This window comes from Haloferax sp. SDI50 (genome assembly GCF_059802635.1).
On the sequence record NZ_JBPULL010000001.1, the window covers coordinates 1,014,982 to 1,032,198 of the forward strand.

General features: G+C 62.7%; 10 protein-coding genes. 4 read left to right on the forward strand and 6 right to left on the reverse strand.

Annotation, left to right across the window (positions count from 1 at the left end):
• Positions 1-1,158: a COG1361 family protein gene (locus ACSR87_RS05305; RefSeq protein WP_004062800.1), complete on the reverse strand. Its 1,158-nt coding sequence runs from the start codon at positions 1,156-1,158 to the stop codon at positions 1-3.
• Positions 1,159-1,448: 290 nt separating this feature from the next.
• Entirely contained in the window at positions 1,449-4,511 is a 3,063-nt protein-coding gene (locus ACSR87_RS05310; RefSeq protein WP_115891430.1) for a right-handed parallel beta-helix repeat-containing protein, read from the reverse strand.
• Between the two features lie 391 nt (positions 4,512-4,902).
• Here ACSR87_RS05310 and ACSR87_RS05315 point away from each other — a divergent pair, with 391 nt between their 5' ends.
• Entirely contained in the window at positions 4,903-6,459 is a 1,557-nt protein-coding gene (locus ACSR87_RS05315; RefSeq protein WP_115891429.1) for a COG1361 S-layer family protein, read from the forward strand.
• A gap of 28 nt (positions 6,460-6,487) precedes the next feature.
• A complete protein-coding gene (locus ACSR87_RS05320) occupies positions 6,488-8,746 on the forward strand; it encodes an efflux RND transporter permease subunit (RefSeq protein WP_115891428.1) in 2,259 nt (752 codons plus the stop codon).
• Positions 8,747-8,818: 72 nt separating this feature from the next.
• Here ACSR87_RS05320 and ACSR87_RS05325 read toward each other — a convergent pair whose 3' ends face one another.
• Both ACSR87_RS05325 and ACSR87_RS05330 read right to left on the reverse strand, forming a co-directional pair.
• Positions 8,819-9,679 carry a PH domain-containing protein gene (locus ACSR87_RS05325; RefSeq protein ID WP_004062804.1) on the reverse strand — a complete coding sequence of 287 codons (861 nt, stop codon included), beginning with the start codon at positions 9,677-9,679 and terminating at the stop codon, positions 8,819-8,821.
• A 3-nt stretch (positions 9,680-9,682) separates the two neighbouring features.
• Positions 9,683-10,873 carry a PH domain-containing protein gene (locus ACSR87_RS05330; RefSeq protein ID WP_233509313.1) on the reverse strand — a complete coding sequence of 397 codons (1,191 nt, stop codon included), beginning with the start codon at positions 10,871-10,873 and terminating at the stop codon, positions 9,683-9,685.
• Positions 10,874-10,889: 16 nt separating this feature from the next.
• Between ACSR87_RS05330 and ACSR87_RS05335 the strand changes: the two genes are divergently transcribed.
• Positions 10,890-11,069, forward strand: coding sequence for a hypothetical protein (locus ACSR87_RS05335; RefSeq protein ID WP_158543167.1), 180 nt, complete (start codon positions 10,890-10,892; stop codon positions 11,067-11,069).
• A 307-nt stretch (positions 11,070-11,376) separates the two neighbouring features.
• On the opposite strand, the gene ACSR87_RS05340 is transcribed toward ACSR87_RS05335, so the two are convergent.
• Entirely contained in the window at positions 11,377-12,954 is a 1,578-nt protein-coding gene (locus tag ACSR87_RS05340) for a hypothetical protein (RefSeq protein ID WP_163489400.1), read from the reverse strand.
• Between the two features lie 594 nt (positions 12,955-13,548).
• Between ACSR87_RS05340 and ACSR87_RS05345 the strand changes: the two genes are divergently transcribed.
• Complete coding sequence (locus ACSR87_RS05345; RefSeq protein WP_004062807.1) at positions 13,549-14,304, forward strand: TrmB family transcriptional regulator; 756 nt, start codon at positions 13,549-13,551, stop codon at positions 14,302-14,304.
• A gap of 370 nt (positions 14,305-14,674) precedes the next feature.
• On the opposite strand, the gene csg is transcribed toward ACSR87_RS05345, so the two are convergent.
• Positions 14,675-17,137, reverse strand: a complete 2,463-nt coding sequence (gene csg / locus ACSR87_RS05350; protein ID WP_498529764.1) for an HVO_2072 family ArtA-dependent S-layer glycoprotein — start codon at positions 17,135-17,137, stop codon at positions 14,675-14,677.
• Positions 17,138-17,217 lie beyond the last annotated feature (80 nt).

The following is a 17,217-nucleotide window of genomic DNA, read 5'->3' on the forward strand; positions in this document are numbered from 1 at the left end:
CTAGTGCTGGCGCCAGCGATAGATGCCGACCCCACCGAGCACGACGACCACCAGCACGCCCCCGATAACGGGTAACGGAAGCTGGGAACCGCCCGACTGCGATTCATTGGAGCCCGGACCCTGCTCGGACTGGGAACCGGCGGCGACAGGCGCGGCACCACCGGAATCGAGTGGCACCTCCTGTGTCGTCGTCACGCGGTCGCCGTCGACGATGTAGGACACCTCGATGGGAACGGTCGTCGGCTCGCCGCTGAGCTCTGCGGTCACGTCGAACGTGGCGAACTCGCTCGCCTCCACGCGCCCGACGAAGTAGCCGCCGGACGGCGAACCGTGGGTGACGTTTGCCGTCTCCTCGACCGTCAGCAAGACCGAGCTCGCGTCCGTGTTCCCGACGTTTGCGGCGTCGCCTTGTATCGTCACGGAGCCGGCTCTTTGCGTGGTCTCGATGCTCGTCAGTCGAATCTCTCCGGGGACCGAGTCGTCGTCTATCTCCTCCGACAGCGTGGTCGTGAACGTCTCTCCGTCGACGGTGTACGTCGCAGTGAACAGCACGACCCGGTCGCTCATATCGGCGGTGTCGAACACGACAGAGCGGTTCGCGTCCGGGTCGAGATTCGCGGTGTACCGCTGGGCAATCTGGGAACCGTTTACTGACGCGGTGATTTCGACGTTCGAGAGGTTCGTGTTCCCGTAGTTGGTCAACTCCACGTTGACGGTGTCGTTCGTCTGTTCGCCCACCGAGAGGCCAGCCCGCACGTCTCGTTCTTCGACCGTCACGATGACCGGGTACTCGACGTTGATGACGTTCCCGTTTTCGTGGCGGCCGGAGACGTGGACTTTGAGCTGTTTTTCCCCTGCGCTCGTGAACGTGGTGGACAGCGGCACGTCGACGGACCCACCCGGTCCGAGCGTTCCGAGGTTGTTCGCTTCAGCGACGATGCCGCCGCCCGACCGGAGCGTGACCTCTTTGAGGTCGACGCCGCCGGAGCTACTCTCGAAGTTCGAAACGGTCGCCCTGACCGTGACGGATTCACCGACGTACGGCTCGCGCGGCTCGACCGTCGTCGAGTTGACCACGATTTGGCCCGACTGTGCGCTCACCGCCGGGAGGCTCGCGACGAGTACGCTCGTAACGGCAACCAGCGCGACTGTCGCCACGACAGCGAGTCGAGCGCCGCGTTTAGCTGTCATACGTCGGCCCCGGATGTCACACTCGATACACCGCCGCAGTCGGGTCGTTCTCGAATCCGAACCGGTCGTGTACTCGGTGTCTGCTTCTGGGAGGGCCGGTAGGTCAGTGGGACTGTCAGGTTGGATTGCTCCATTTCCACAGGACAGTTCACTGAGCCAAGAATAAATGAGTTTTTCCACTACTTAGACCCAAATCCGTCATACATACCGCCGCAGTCGAACAGGGTTGACACCCGTGTGTCGGCCTCGACGACGCCTCAGAGGCGAGTGGCGAGAAGGTACGCGACGAGGGTGAGCCCGCCCCAAACGACCCCGGCGGCACCGCCGACGAGGACGAGCTGCGTCGAGCCGACGAAGCCGGCGACGAGCCAGACCAGAATACCGAACGCCGCGAGCGCCTGCACGAACACCCCGCGCATCGGGACCGGCTGGTTTCGGACCGTCCGGACCATCCCGTAGCCGCCGAAGAAGAGCGCAGCCAGGAGACAGCCACCGCCGAGGAGACCCCACGCAGAACGGAGTCCAGCCCCGGACGACACCCCCTGTTCGGGGCCGGACGCGACCGACGGACTCCCCGGAGCGCTCACCGCCGCGTCGCCGGATGACGCCGCCCGGACGCGCGCCGTTGCGGAGGCGTTGCTGTCGATTCCGAGGTCGTCTTCGACAGCGAGTGAGACCGAGAGCGTCTCGTTCGGCATCTGGAGGCGGAGGTCGGCGCTGTCCCGCGTCGTGTGGTTCGTCCCGTTAACGACGAAATGATACGTGGTGACCGACCCGGTCCCGGCTGTGCTATCGGCCCCCGAAACGTCGATTCGACTGCCCGGCTCGGCCGCCGACGGCGCGTCGAGGCGGGGAGTCGGCCGCCGGTACTGCTGGCCGGTCGGAGCGTCCGCGACCGGGATAAAGTCGACCCAGCCGTTGGTAATCGTGACCTCGTCGCCCTCGCCTTCCGGCAGGATGGACGCGTGGTAGGGTCCGCTCGCGGCACCCCAGTAGTTCGACTCCGCGTTGACCGTCTGTATCGAGTCGGTGACGATTCGTGCCGTCGTGTTCGCCGTGACGAGCTGCGTGATATTTATCTCCATCCCGGTGTCGTGACCGTAGATGTCGTTGTCGGCGACCCGGAAGCGGTCGGGGGTCGAGTTGGCGTACGAGAGTTCGACACCCGTCGGGAGCGTGCCGTCGACGCGGCGGATGTCGACCGCACCCTCGGTCGTCGAGCGGACGTGGCTCACCCCGTCGGTGCGAAGGACGGCGACCGTATCGCCCCAGAGCCGCGTAATCTCGATCTGTTGCCGGAGCTGCGGGTTCGCAACGAGCTCAGCGAACGGGGCGTCCGGGTCGCTCTGGTCGAGGACCGCACCGCGCGGCCCTTCCGCGATGTAGACTCCCGTACCGGGGTCGACGCCGGGAAGCGGTGGCGGTCGGACGTGCGAGTTCGTGTTGAACACGATGTCGTTGCGCTGCACCGTCGCATTCAGCGTCCCGCGAGCCACGAGTCCGTAACCGTTCGCAACGAGCACGTTGTCCGTCACGCTGAGCCGCCCGTTGTGCGTGAGCGGGGTCGAAACGAGGAGCCCAGCCCCGCCGTTGTTGGTGAGGTCGTTCCCCGCGACAGCAACGCGATGGACGAGCAGGTCGGAGCGCACCGCGAGCGCGTGGCCCCGGTTGTCGGAAATCGTGTTGTCGGTCGCAGCGACATCTCGAACCAACGCGCGGACGGACACGTCGAGTCCGCCGCCGCCGTTGTCCGCGATTCGGTTCCGGGACAGCGTGAGGTTCCGCACCACGTGGCTGTCGATTGCGATGCCGTCGTCGCCGTTGTCGAACAGTTGGTTGCCGCTGACGCGGCTGTCCTTGATGGCCCAGTTCGAGAGCGCGACCCCGTCGTCCCCGTTTTCGCTCATCGTGTTGTTCGCGAGCAGCAGTTCGCCCTCGCTCGTTTCGGACTGGATTTCGAGTCCGTTGCGGTCGTTGGCGACCAACTCGTTTCCGCGGAGCGTCACCCGCGTGACGCCGCGGACGCGCCGCTCGGACTGTCGAACGCGAATCCCGGTTTCCGACTCCGAAATCCGATTTTCGCTCGCGACCAGCGTCGTCTGCGTTCGGGTTTCGACGTGAATCCCCGCATCGCCGGCGCGCAGGCGGTTGTCGCGGAAACTGCTTTCACTTTGGGCGGCCCGTATCGCCACGCCGTCGCCCCGTACGTCGGTGAACCGACTCTCGCTGATTCTGACGCCGGTGACGATATCCGCGGCGGCGAACACTCCCGCACCATCAATCCCGTCGAACACGGACTGACGGACGGTGATACCTCGGACGCGTGTGAGGTCGGTCGGCCGCGTGTACGCGAACGGCGTCGTCTCCTCGCCGACGACGTACATCGCGTGGACACCGTCCGATAGCTGCGGCGTCCGGTGTTCGAGCACGCTGACGCCGACGGGGTACACGCCTCGGGTCCGTGGGTTCACGACCCCGCCGTACTCGACGATGAGCCGGTCCCGACTCGACACGTACACCGACCGCGACAGCGAAATCTCGACGTGACGCCCGCTGACCGAGACGTCCGAAACGTCGTCGTCGAGCGACCGGTCGATGTCTCCATCGTTGTCGGTGTCGAGGCCGATTCGGTCGAGCGTCTCGGCGTCGACGTCGCGTACCGACCGCTCGGTGGGATACCGGAGCCGAATCGTCTCCATCGAGACGCCGACGCCGGGGGCGAGTCCGAGCGTGTGCCGTGCCGTCTGGTTCCGTCGTCGGTCCGTCGTGTTCAGTTCGACCTCCTCGACGGCCCCGATTGAGGGGCTCGCGCGGACGGCGTGGCCGCCGATGTCGGTCAGCGTCGACCGCGTGAGTTCGACCGGGGGCATCGCCGTGCCGTTGACGGAGATACCCGCCACGGAGAAGTTCTCCAGGCGCGAGTCGACGATTGTGACGGAGCCGGCTCCGCTCGTCGTCGTAATCCCGCTGTGACCGCCGTGGAGCGTCGTGTGTCGAAGCGAGAGTGTCGACGAGTCGGTGCCGTTGTAGCGAATCGTCTCCCATCTGAGATTCCGCCCCGACGCCGCGCTCTGCGTGATTCGAACCGGCCGTTCGGCAGTGCCCGCGGCTTGCAACGAGCCCCGGACGGTGAGCGAAACCCCCTCCGCCAGTTGCACTTCCGTACCGGGGCGAATCGTGAGCGTCGCACCGGGTTCGATAGCGACGCTCCGGATGAGCCGATACGGACCCTCATCCGCGGTCCACGTCGTATCCGACTGGATGGGCGTCTCGACGAACGTGACCGCGGGCGGCGCTGCCGCGGCCGGGGCACTCGACACGGGTGTAAAAAGCGTACAGACGACAACGAGCACCACCGCCCACGAAATCAGTTTGTTACCCACCACGTTTGTCTTACACCTTGATACGTCAGGATACGGATTTAGTTTTCGCCTTCGTTAAGTTACACGTCACTGGTTCGACAGGGGACGCCTTGGCGCTGCTGCTGGCTGTTCCAATATAGAATTATTTTGATAGAACGACCGTTCGATAGAGTTTTACACCTCAACCAATCACGTCACAGGTGTGAACTCGGATATCGGAGCGGACGAAGACTCGGGAAGTCACCCTCCGAACGGCCAGTCAGACACCTAACAAGATCATACGATGGTTCGGAACAAATCAGCGATACTCCTCTGTGTACTAGTCGTAACGTCGATTGCCGCAGTCCCCGTGTCGGCCGAGAGTTCGGTGTACGGGAACCCGGAGCTCTCGCTCAGCGTGTCGGATAACACCTACCGGTCGAGCGAGGCCGCGACGCTGTCGGTTGTCGCAAGCAACAACGGTCGGCTCGAACAGGGCGGGCCGGCACAGTACGAACAGGAAGTCCAGACCGCACAGAGCGTGGAGATGGAGATTCTCGAAGAACAGATCGATGCACCAATCGACGTGAAGACGGGAACCGTTACCGCGGGCTCCATCCCCGACTCGGGGACCGCTCGGTTTGATTTCAACATCGAACTCGGCAACGCCGAGCCGGGCACCTACGAGATACCCGTCGAGGTGCAGTACAAGTACGTCCGGATGGTCACCTACGGCAGCGTCGACGGACCGGAATACACGTGGCGGACCGTCACGAGAGAGAAGTCGGTGACGGTCGAAGTCGAAGACCGCCCGCAGTTCGAGGTCGTGAGCGAAGGTAACAACGCCGTATTCGCCGGCGACACCGGCCAGCTCTCGTTCGCGCTCGAAAATACGGGCACGCGAACCGCGACGTCGTCGTCGGTCCAGCTCACGACGCAGTCGCCGACGATTTTCTTCGGCACGATGCAGAATCCGCAGTCGTCGACGAGCCTGTACGTCCCGACCCTCGAACCGGGCGAGCGGACGAACCTCTCGGTCCAGGTCGGTGCGGCGGCGGAGACCCAGGCAGGTGAGTACCCCGTCAACCTGGCCGTGTCGTACCAGAACCAGAACGGCGTCACCGAAACGTCGGACACGCTGACGACCGGCATCGCGGTGAACCCCGAGCGAAGCTTCGAGATACGCGACATCGAGACGGAGCGATTCAGGGTCGACGAAGGTGAAGCGAAAATCAACGCACAGGTCGTCAACACGGGCAGCGGCACCGCGAACAACCTCGCAGTCCAAATCGGAGACACGGCGCTCGTGACGCCGACGAACGGCGAGTCAGCTATCGGCGACCTCGCCCCCGGCGAGTCGAAGCCGGTCTCGTTTACCGTCTCGATTCCGGCGGGCGCTGAACCGGGGACGAACACGTTCCCGTTCGTCGTCGAATACGAGAACCAAGACGGTGACGTGAGAACGACGTCGCCGATTCGGAAGTCGATAGCAATCGGACCCGAACAGGACCCGTTCACGGTCGTCGGCGTCAACACGAGCGTCTCGCCGGGCGCGACCGACACGGTGGACGTCACGGTGCAGTACAACGGCGAAGAGCCGGTGTCGGCGACGAACGCCAAGCTCTTCGTGAGCGACCCGATTTCGACGTCCGACGACGGCGCGTATCTCGGAGAGATGCAGCCGGGAGAAACGAAAACGGCGACGTTCACCGTCAGCGCCGGGTCGGGTGCGGTTGTCAAGGCTTACGACGCCTCGGTCGAGGTTCGGTACGACGAGGCTGACGGCGACACGAGGTACACTGACGGCCTGCCGGTCGGCATTGCGCTCTCCCCGTCGAGCGGTGGACTCCCGGTTCCGATGTCGGTCCTCGGAGTCGTCGCACTCCTCGGAATCGGAGCGATAGCCGTCATCTACCGCCGTCGATGACGGACCATGGACGGGACAAGGAGTAACCATGGATAAGCTACGCCAGCTGTTCAGCGCGGTCGGAAGACAGGTCCAACAGCGACCGATCGCAGTGCTGCTTCTCGCAGTCCTGCTTATCTTCACCGCGTTCGGCGGTGCTGCGCAGATTACCAGCGTTACTGGCGACGCTGCATTCGTTGCGGACAACCCAACGTTCGACGCGTTTACGGAGTCGTTTGACCGGGGCAGCATCGCCGTTCTCGTACGGGGAGATATTACGGAGCCGCAGACGCTCCACGCGATTGACCGCGTCGACCAGCAGATGTCGACGAAGACGAACGTCCATACCGTAACGAGTCCGGCCGATCAGGTCCGCCGGGAGTACGGCCGAATCCCCGATTCGGAGGCGAAGATTCGAAGCGTTATCGGGTCGCCGGACTACACGGTCGTCCAGATCGTCTTCGATACGGGGCTCTCTCAGACGGAGGAACGCCCCATCTACACGCAGGCCGTTGAAGCGACTGACTGGGCGGAGTTCCCCTCCGGGACGACGGTAACCGTCACTGGCAGTGCCGCGTTCTCTGCACAGCTCTCGACGCTCATTCAGCAGAGCACCCAGCAGTTACTCGGCCTCGCAATCGGGCTCATGGTCGTGGCGCTGTTCTTCCTGTTCCGCGGCGTCCGTCTTCGCCTCCTCCCGATTGTCGCCGTCTTCGTCGGCGTCATCTACACGTTCGGAGCGATTGGATACGCCGGTGTCCCCAATTCGACGATGACCAGCGCGGTCTTCCCGATTTTGATTGGGTTGGGCATCGACTACTCCGTGCAGTTCCACGAGCGGTACGAGGAAGAACTCGAAAACCATCCGCCGCGCGAAGCGCTTCCGCAAGCGCTTGGCGGAATCGGTCCACCGGTCTTCGTCGCTATGCTCGCCGCCGCGTTGGGGTTCGGAGCGACGTGGGTGTCGACGTCGTCGCCGTCGATTATCTGGTTCGCCCAGACCTCGATCTTCGGCGTGCTTCTCACCTTCATCGCGGGGATACTCGTTCTCCTCCCGCTGCTTACCCTCTGGGTTCGCCGGCGGGGCGACGCCGAAGACGAGACGCCGGACGAAGACGACGCCCCGACAACGGCCACAACGACGCAGTCTCAAGACCAAGGCGACTCGGATCGCGTCGGCCTCGTCGGGGAACTGCTCGGTCGTTCGGCGCGGATACTCGCGAGTCATCCGGTGCTCGTCCTCAGTATCGCACTGCTGATCGCTCTCGTAGGCTTTCAGGCCGGCGGGTCGCTCGACACGCTCGCGGACACGGAAGGGTTCATCCCGCAGGACCTCCCCGCCTACACCGACCTCCAGCAGTTCCGCTCTGTTGCCGGCGGCGGTTCGAGCACGAGTTACGACGTGCTCGTGACCGGGACGAATCTCAAACATCCGGCAACGTTGCAGTGGATGCTCGACTTCGAGCACATCGCGACACAGACCCCGCTGGTACAAGGCGTCGATTCGCCAGCGACGCTGGTTAAACAGTACAACGGGGGCCAACTCCCCCAGACTGAGAGCGGCGTCAAACGCGTGCTCGAAACCGTCCCCGAGAGACAGAAACTCCAGTATTACAACGACGGGCGTGCGCACATCATGGTCTACTCCGCACAGGATATGACCACTCAGCAGGCCCTCTCGTTCCTGGAGAACACGCGCGAGTCAATCGCGTACAGTAGCCCCCCACCCGGAGTGACGGCGGAAATCACGGGGACCGCCGCGATTGCGACCCCCTCTATCGTGGAGCAGATCAACTCACGAAACGTGACGACCGGACTGGGCGTCCTGTTCGTGTTTATCCTGCTCCTCGTGTACTACCGCAATCTGGTGAAGGCTGTTGCGCCGCTCATCCCGATGGTGTTCGTCATCGGCTGGCAGAACATCTACATGTATCTGCTGGATATCCCGGTTTCGCCACTCGGTGCGAGTCTCGGGGCGATGACAGTCGGAATCGGTGCGGAGTACACCATCATCGTGATGGACCGATACTACCAAGAGAAACAGCGGGCGGGCGTCAGTCGACTCGATGCCGTTCAGACCGCGGCCACTCGGGTCGGAAAGGCGATTAGCGTGTCGGGAATGACGACCGTGTTCGGCTTTTCGGCGCTGGTGTTGTCGCCGTTCCCGATTCTCAGCGGGTTCGGCTTCCTGACCGTCGGCGTCGTGTTCCTGACGCTCATCGCGTCGTTGGCGACGCTCCCGCCGACGCTCGTCCTCTTGGACTCGATTGCCGAGCGCGTGGCTGCCAGCCGGTCCTCGTCCTCGTAACACACCCTTCCCTCCCCCTCTCCTCCACCCAAACTGCTCAACGCAGTCCGCGACAGATGCTTCCGACGGGCATCACGCGGTTTCGTCCGTATCGGGGCTCCGGTCCGCCGATACCGCCTCTGATTCGCTGTCGGTCGCGTCGCCCGTGGCCGACTCGGTCGAGTCCACGGACCGCTCCCGTTCGGCCCCCGCGTCAGCCGAGGGCGGAGCCACACCGTCAGCACGCGCCTCAGCCGTTGGCTCCTGAGCGGCCGCTGTCTGCTCGCTTCCCGAGGAGAGTTCCCGGCGGACCTGTCCGGCAAAGTCGGCGGGGTCGTACACTTGCTCGACGGCAACCGTGAGACCGCCGCTTGCCCCGGACCGAATCCTGACGTTCCCCAGCCCGAACAGTGAATCCCACGCCGAACGGGTCTCCTCGACGCCACGAGCCTTCTCAAGCGGCACCTCGTTTCGCAACAACGAGATAAATCGGTACTCTTCGATTACGCGTTGATTCGTCAAGGAGTAGGTGGTAAGCGTGTTCTGCCAGTAGCGATAGATTCCTCTAGAGAACAAAAGCAGGCCGCCTCCGAACGCAATCGTCGGCTGGTACAGCGGGCGGTGCGTGAAATACAGCAGATACCCTCCAAGGGAGAGGAGGGGCACGGCGAGCGCGGCTTCCGCGAGCGCGCTTCGTTGTGCGGGATTCCGCGTCTCGACGAGGTGCTCGTCGGCTCGCATCTGGGGTGTTTCCGGAGCCGTCACGAAATGCACGTACCACCCCATCGCGAGGATGAACAGCCCGAAGACGGCGATGATGAGCCCAGCGGCCGGCGATGACTGGCTCGGTGAGCCGCCCGACAGCTCCGCGACGAATCCGGACAGATACGCCCCGGCGGCGACGAGCGGGAGCCCGAAAACCGAACTCCAGAGCGCAGGGAGACCTCGCGCCATTGGTTAGGTCCCCGAGAGCATTTCGTAGAGAATCGCGACGACAGAGCTGAGCGTGCCGATAAGCGTCAGTGTCATCTGGTCAATAGTTTTTTCGCCACATCGACTGAAAAATCCTCGTTCGCACGTCGCACGAGACGCTTCGGGGTCTTCCTCCGAGTCGTTGGTGAAGTTGGCCGCCTGTCGAGGTGTCGGAGACTCTGTGCGCCTGTCCGTGTCCGCGATGCGTCCGTGGACCGTAACATCCTCGCTGGCCAGCGACGCGTTCCCCACGGTGAGTGACTGTGTCGACGTGCGCGTCGAAAGGGGCTGAGCCGCCCGCTCGATGTCGGCGTAGGCGATTTCGAAGCTGATGGTCCGCTGTTGGCCAGACGGGATGTTACGACTCTGCGTCGCAACGGCGGTTCCGTTGAGGCGGTAGACGAACTGCCCGTCGAAAGCAGTTGTTCCGACGTTCCTGACCGTAACCGCGACCGTGTATCGGGTATCTTCCCGAAGGTCGCTCGGGAGTTGCACGTCCCGTGTCGTGAGCGCCGCCGCGCGTGCACTCGGTTCGCTTCGCAGTCGAATCGCATCGCTGACGGTTGCCCCACCAGCGGTCTCGATACTGTGGTCGTAGGTCCGACCTCGCTGGATAAGGCTATCTGCGGCCTCGACCCGCTCGGTCGTGACTGCGAATGCGACCTGCCGTTGCTCGCCGCTCCCGACGGTGATGGTTTTCTCGCTGATCGTCGTTCCAGCGAAGCGATAGGCGACATCACGCGTGATCGTTGTCTCGGCCGGGTTCGAGACGGTCGCTAGGACGACAAATTCGCGGTCGCTGGGTGCCGTCGCAGGCGCTTGAAACGCTTCAATCGCGAGGTCGACGTCGGGTGTCACACGCAGGTAGCGCGGGATACCCGCTCCCGACGCGTTACGAACGCCGTGGACGTACGTCCCCGTCGAAACCGTCTCCGTGCCGGTCAACTGCCCGCTCGCCGTCAGTTCGAACTGGACCTCGCGCGACGCACCACCGGCCAACCGAACCGTTCGGTTTGTGATCGTCGACCCGGAAAAGACGTATTCAATCCGCTCCGAGCGCGTCTCGTTAGCGGGATTGCGGACCGTCGCGGTCACGGTGTACGGCTCCGTCGGTCGAAGTCGTTCCGGTGCCGAAAGCCCTGCAACGGTAAGCCCCTGTGGCGCGTCGGCCGTCACCGGAGCAGTCGTCCGTGTGGCGGTAGCTGTCGTGTTTGGTGTTGCAGACGCCGTCCGCGTGGGAGTTCGCGTGGCGGTGGCTGTCGTGTTTGGTGTCTGTGACGGTGTCGACGTCGCTGTGGTCGTGGGCGTGGGCGTGGGCGTCGTGTTCGCTGTCTCGGTCGCCGTGTCCGTGGTCGACGACAGTTGGGCTTGAGCCAGCGTATGGTCCGGAACGTCTGCATCCGGCGGTGTCGGTTCTGCATCGTTGTTGGAGGCGACATCCATGCTTGCGGTCGCAAGTGGTGTCAGTCCCACACCGACCGCAACGAGACACAGTAGCATGAGTACGGTCCGCGGCGACTCCGTGTCGGAGGGCATGTGGTAGACGTATTCAAAATGAGGATTTATAATAGATTTGGCACTACTGAACGAATCAGCACTTCACGTCGAACGACCGCTCGCGGGGTGGTGGACGAATATCGAACGGGCCACGGGCCCAGCCCTCGGCGTTCCCCGAGAAGTTACACCTCGAGGGACTCACCGGTGGCAGTTGTTGAAACCAAGTTTCTGACCGCCTCAACGAGTGTTCCGAGAAGTCCCTGCGACGAAGACTCCGACGGGACACCGGGTAACGGCGTGTTCGTCCGCACCGTGCTATCCGGGGTCGTCGTCGACGCGGTCTCCGGGTCGGCCGTCGCATTTGGCTGTGCGACTTGGACCGACTCGATGTGTTCCCTCCCGGTCGAGTCGGTTGCGCGGATCCGGACGCGTGCCGGATAGCTATCCAGTTGGAGTGTCTCGTTGATCGTAACGGCGCTGGTCACACCCCCACCGTATATCTGAGCGAGGTCGACGGTGTTGCCAGTGGGGCCGACCGTCTCGGCGTACACGCTGGTCACGCGGCCATCGTACACGCGGCCTTCGACGTGGACGCGATTATCGCTGACCCGAAGCGTATCTGGTCGGACCTCAATCGCCGGTCGCACGAGCTGCGTGTGGTCCACCTCAATTTCGCGTTTCGTCGCGTTCTCGGTGCCGTCATCCGCAACGATGGTGATATTTCGGCTGTCTCCTGCGAGCGGAATCGTCTTCGTGAACGTGTGCTCGATAGGGCGTGCTCCGACTGGCTTCGGCTGAATCTCGTAGTTCAACCCCGACCCGTCGGCCGACCCTCGACGAACACCGACCGAGCGGATGCCGACCTGATCCGTCACCCGAATCGTCAACCGAACTGCCGAGCGCGTGTTTATCAGACGCTGGTCGAGTATCTCGATCGACGGTGGGTCCTCGTCCTCAACGTAGAGGTTGACATTGTAGTGACGGCGATGGCCGCGCGAATCGAGTGCCGTGATTTTGAGGCTGTTTTGGCCGGCACCCACTTGCTCGTTGAACGGTCCCAGCCGAAGTGATTTGGAAATCGACGTGTTCGGGTCGTCGATCACGATTCGTTTTCGGAACCCCCAGGGGGCATCGATACCCTGTCCGTGATAGCGTAGCTCGATGGTTACCTGCTCGACATCAGAGTGGTCGTGAAGCGTCCCATCGAGTTGGATCTGCGACCGATTGATCGTGTAGTTGTTCTCGGGGCGGTCGTAGATACTGGTGTTGCCCGTCCGGAACGGCGACGAGAACACTATCGCCGGAGCGATCGAATCTTCGATTATCGTCGCCCGGTGGGCGGTGGTCCGCCCGTTCGACTGGACGAGCACCTCCAGCGCGTGCTCACCGGCGTTCACATCGAGCGTCGCCGTTTCGTTGACCGCGGTGCTGTTCGGCGTATATATCCGTCTGCTGTCTCCATCGACGCGGACGACCAGCAAGTCGATCGGTGCCGAACCGTTTGCTCGGACCGTGAGTGTGGGGTTATCGTCGGTCGTAATCGTGTCACCGTCGGCGACGGTTCGGTTGTCGATGACCACCGTCAGGTTCGGCTCTGAGAGGCCAGTCGAATTGTTCTGCCCGACCTGCCGGTGTGTGTCGGGGACGTCGATAGCTGCGTCTCCAGTTGTCGTTGGTGGCTCCGCTGCGGCGCTTACCCCGGCAGTAAAAGAAAGTACCAGGAGAACCGCGGCCGCCCAACCCACGTGCTTGGAGTCCATGTTCGAATACACTAGCCAGCGAGCGTTTCGAAGATAAATCTACACACCCGGCTATCATCGTTGAAATTCGGAGGGGGACCAACAGAGGTGACTCCAAGAGCGCGGGCCAAGACGGTCCCGAAGTCGGGAGCCACCCGTCCAAGATGGAATGTTACTGGCCTGTCGTTGCGAGTACGCAAATCTACACGATTACCCGCATATACAGTCATCGAACAACCGGCCACTAACACACCTAGTCGGGTCGAAACTGATGACTGCCCATACAGAGGCTGGCTTAGCGCCAACCTTTCTTTTCATCACAGCCATCGATACTAATCTATTTCGGTCTCAACTCACATCTCAGGCACCCCTATCTCGGTTACCGACCCGCCCGACTTCGCTCACCCCGACGGGGGTCGCTCTCCGCGGTCGGTGCCTGGGGACAGTCGGCGGGTGGTCGTCGTTCTCAGTGGTGGACTTTCCCGCACCGTGCCGACGATTTGGCAACCGCGCCGCCACCTGCCCGATGCCCTCGTAAGTGCTCACCCGGCGAAAGATTGAACCATCGGAGACAAGTACCCAAACCGCTACCAGTCACCGAGAGGTAGTCTATCCATGGATAACAGCGAAGCGATTGATGCACTCATCGAACTCGGTCTATCTACATATGAGGCCCGCGTGTTTACTGCGCTTATCGAACTCGGGGAAGGGACGGCGCGTGAGGTCGCAAAGACGTCGGACGTGCCTCGGTCACAGGTGTACACGACGGCCAAAGAGTTACAATCGCGAGGGTTCATCAGCGTTCAACGGGCCAACCCACAGGTCTTCCAACCCATCTCGCTGTCCGAGGTCGAGTCTCAACTCAGCCGTGAGTTCGAGTCCAAGCGCGACACGGCGTTCGACCGGCTTGAGACGCTCGAGCGGCAGACAGCACCGTCGGCTGAACAGAGCGAAGACGTGTGGACCATTACGGGTACTCCGGCGATTATCGGCCGGGCCAGTCAACTCATCGACGAAGCCGAAACGCGAGTGATCTACGGTGCCAAGGACCTCGCGCATCCGGATGCCGAACTCCTGAGTTCGGTCCGGTCGTGCTGTTCTCGGGAGGTCCCAGTACTCCTGCTCCAGAATAACGGCCAAGAGATCGCAGAGCCGTGGAGGGAGACCGAGTGTGTGTCCAGCGTGTCGGTCCCGCCACAACAGTCCAAAAGTGAGCACGCGGTCCGGTTGCTACTCGTTGATTCGGATAGTTTCCTGCTGAGCGTCCGCAGCAATCGATCAGCGCCCGAAATCGCGATTTGGAGCGCAAACACGACGTTTGCCGAGGCGTTCTTACAACTCCTCACGAGTAGCCTCCCTGTCACCGAGTGAGACGGCCTGGTTTGCACGGCGGGCGCTGCGCTGTTTTCGAGTACCGTAGGTCCTCTGCGTTCTGGCTACCGGTCGAGGAACTCTGAGCTCTCGACGGCTTCCTGTCGTACGACGCGTTTTGCAGAACCGGGTTGCACAGGCGTCCGGATTCACCCCCGTTCCACCGGAAGGCCGCAACGAGTCGTCTCGCTCGGCACGACCCTGAGTCTGCACACCGGCGGTCGCTGAGTTCCGTGCGAAGCGACGGCGGTCTCTCGGAGATGTCTCTCAGTGGAGTAGGGGAAAGAAAATAAAAGACCGGAACGAGTCCGGCGATTACTCGTCTGTTGTCGTCACATCCTCGTCGGAGTGACGAGGAGGGACGGCGGCGTTAGTTCTCGCGGCGGAGGGCGAGAAGTGCCGCGCCGACGAGTGCGACGAGAGCGACTGCGATACCGAAGCCGGGCGTGTTGGAGGACGTGGTGGTCGTCTCCTCAGTCTCGGTGGTGGTCTCAGTCGGCTCTGCGGTCGTCGTGGTTTCCGTGGGTTCGTCCGTGGTCGTCGTCGTGTCCGTCGCGTTGTCGGAGGACGTCGTGGTGTCCTCACGCTCGGAGACGACTTCGACGTTCACGGTGTCCGTGTTGTCGCCGTCGTCGGCTTCCACGGTGAACGTACCCGTCTCGAAGTCAGTGGTGTCAACTTCGACCATCCACTGGCCGTCGTTGTTCCACTCGTCAGTGTCTTCGAGTGCGACGGACGTACCGTCTTCACTCGTGACTTCGATGCTGATGGTGTTGTCGTCCGGCTTGAGGTTCGTCGAGCCAGCGATGACCATCGTTTCACCGGTTGCAACCGGGTTGATGCCAGACGCTTCAGCGGCGTCGGGGTAGATCGAGTCGATGGACGTCGAGGACTCGGCCAGACGGAACGTCTCGGTGACGATCAGGTCGTCGCTCGCCGTCTCGTCAACCGTTTCGGAGGCGATGAGCTCGTTGACCTGCTCACCGTTGTTGCTACCTGCGTCAAGATCGTCAAGGTAGGTCATCAGTTCGGAGAGGTCGCCACTGCCGCTAGCCGGCGGGAGCGAACCGTCACCGACGTTACCGTCACGACCGACCGAGAGGATGTGGGCGGTGATCCGGCCCTGCGTGAGGCCGACGGTGATGTCGTCCTCCTCGTAGGTACCGTCACTGTCAACGCTCACTTCCTGGTAGTTGACGTTACCGCGCTCGTCGACGAAGATGACGAGGACGGAGTTGGCACCGGAGGCGGTACCGTTAACGTCAACCGTACCGGAGGCGACAGGAGCGACCTGGCCGTTGATCGTGGTGAACTGACCCGTGAGGGCCTGGTCGGTCACACGGAGCGAGTTACTGCTACTCACACCGCTGGTGAATTCGGACGTCGTAAGCGAGTCGTCGACGGAACCGTCGCCGCCAACGTCAGCGTCCGACGCGTCGATGACACCGATGCGGTAGGTACCCGTCAGCGACAGGATACTGCTACCGTCGCCGCCGAGGCCCGAGAGCGCAACGTCTTCCTCTTCGAACGTGTCGTCGGAGTCAACGTTAATTTCGTTGTTGCCACCGATTTCGAGGAGCTGCCAGTCGCCATCGTCGCGGACGTAGATTGCGACGCTGTCGGAGCTGGTAGCCGTACCGTTAATGTCGACTTCCGAGCCAACGACGTACTGACCGGTCGGGCTCGAAAGGGATGCACCGCCTTCTTCGACGGTGAGCGTAATGTCGTTCGTCGCGTCCTGATCGACTGCTGCAGTCGCGCTCACACCAGCGTCGTAGACTTCGATGTCGACGTCGCTGTCGTCGAGGTACTGCGTTTCAACGCCGCCAACTGCACTGGCGCCGTCGATTTCGACGACTGCGTACGCGATGTCAGCAGTCTCAACGGTCGGGCCCGTGGCGGAGCCGCTCGCGTTCGTAGCGCTGCTGTTCGCGATGCCGACTTCCGAGGTGTCGCCGATGTTACGGAAGACCGCCTTGGCCTGTTCCGTCGTGGCGTCGTTCCGGAGGTCGGAGAGGTCGATAGCGACAACGTGCTCGTTGCCGTCGATGCCGTTCGTGACGGTGTACTGAACGTCAGTACCCTGCGTCACGGATTCGCTGTCGAGTTCGAGGCCGACCTCGTCCTGCGACGAGATCGTGAGGGTCATCGTCTCAGAAGCGTCACCGAAGTCGAGGTCTTCAGCGCCTTCGAGGATGATCGTGTACTCGCCAGCGTCCTGACCGGACATGTCGATCTGGGCACCGTTCTGCGAGTCAACCGTGCTGTCGTTGATGATGTCGCTGGAGCTGGTCAGGACCTCGTTGGTGATGTCCGTTCCGCTCGGATCTTCGACGGTCACCGTGACCTTCTCGGCGGACTCGTAGTTGTAGTTCGCGTTGACGTAGAGTTCGTCAGCGTCGTCCGAGCTGATGGCGGAGCCGGTGACGTCGCCACCGGAAGCCGTCACGATTTCGCTGTCGGTGATGCGCGGCGCCAGCAGCGTGACGTTGGCCGAACCACTGTTGCCGTCAGCGGAGTACGTACCAAGCGGCTGGTTCTCCGAACTCTGCGGGATGGGCGAGGTAAGGTCAAGGGAGATACCTTCCGCGTTGCCCGAGACACCCGTCAGAAGCGGCTCCGAAGCACCGAGGCCGGCGTCCGTGTCAATTTCCTCACCGAGGAAGACGCGGTCGCCGGATGCAATTGTCTTGTTGAACGTTTCGTTGTCAGCGTCGAGATTTCCACGCTCCGCGGCGGCACTTCCCGTGAACGCGATGGCTCCCGCAAAGACGGAAGTTACCATCAGCGTGGCGAGAAGTATCGCACGCGTTTGATCTTTGAGCTTTGTCATAGTGTACTTGTAGCGCCAGTATTTTCCGCGCAGTTCGCTATAACGCGGATCCCTACTAGCGGGGGATGGGCAGGGGTACG

What these genes read in the sequence shown, in the direction of transcription:
- ACSR87_RS05320 (WP_115891428.1), top strand. Translation starts at nt 6,488, where the DNA reads ATGGATAAGCTACGCCAGCTGTTCAGCGCGGTCGGAAGACAGGTCCAA.
- ACSR87_RS05325 (WP_004062804.1), bottom strand. Translation starts at nt 9,679, where the DNA reads ATGGCGCGAGGTCTCCCTGCGCTCTGGAGTTCGGTTTTCGGGCTCCCG.
- ACSR87_RS05340 (WP_163489400.1), bottom strand. Translation starts at nt 12,954, where the DNA reads ATGGACTCCAAGCACGTGGGTTGGGCGGCCGCGGTTCTCCTGGTACTT.
- ACSR87_RS05345 (WP_004062807.1), top strand. Translation starts at nt 13,549, where the DNA reads ATGGATAACAGCGAAGCGATTGATGCACTCATCGAACTCGGTCTATCT.
- csg (WP_498529764.1), bottom strand. Translation starts at nt 17,137, where the DNA reads ATGACAAAGCTCAAAGATCAAACGCGTGCGATACTTCTCGCCACGCTG.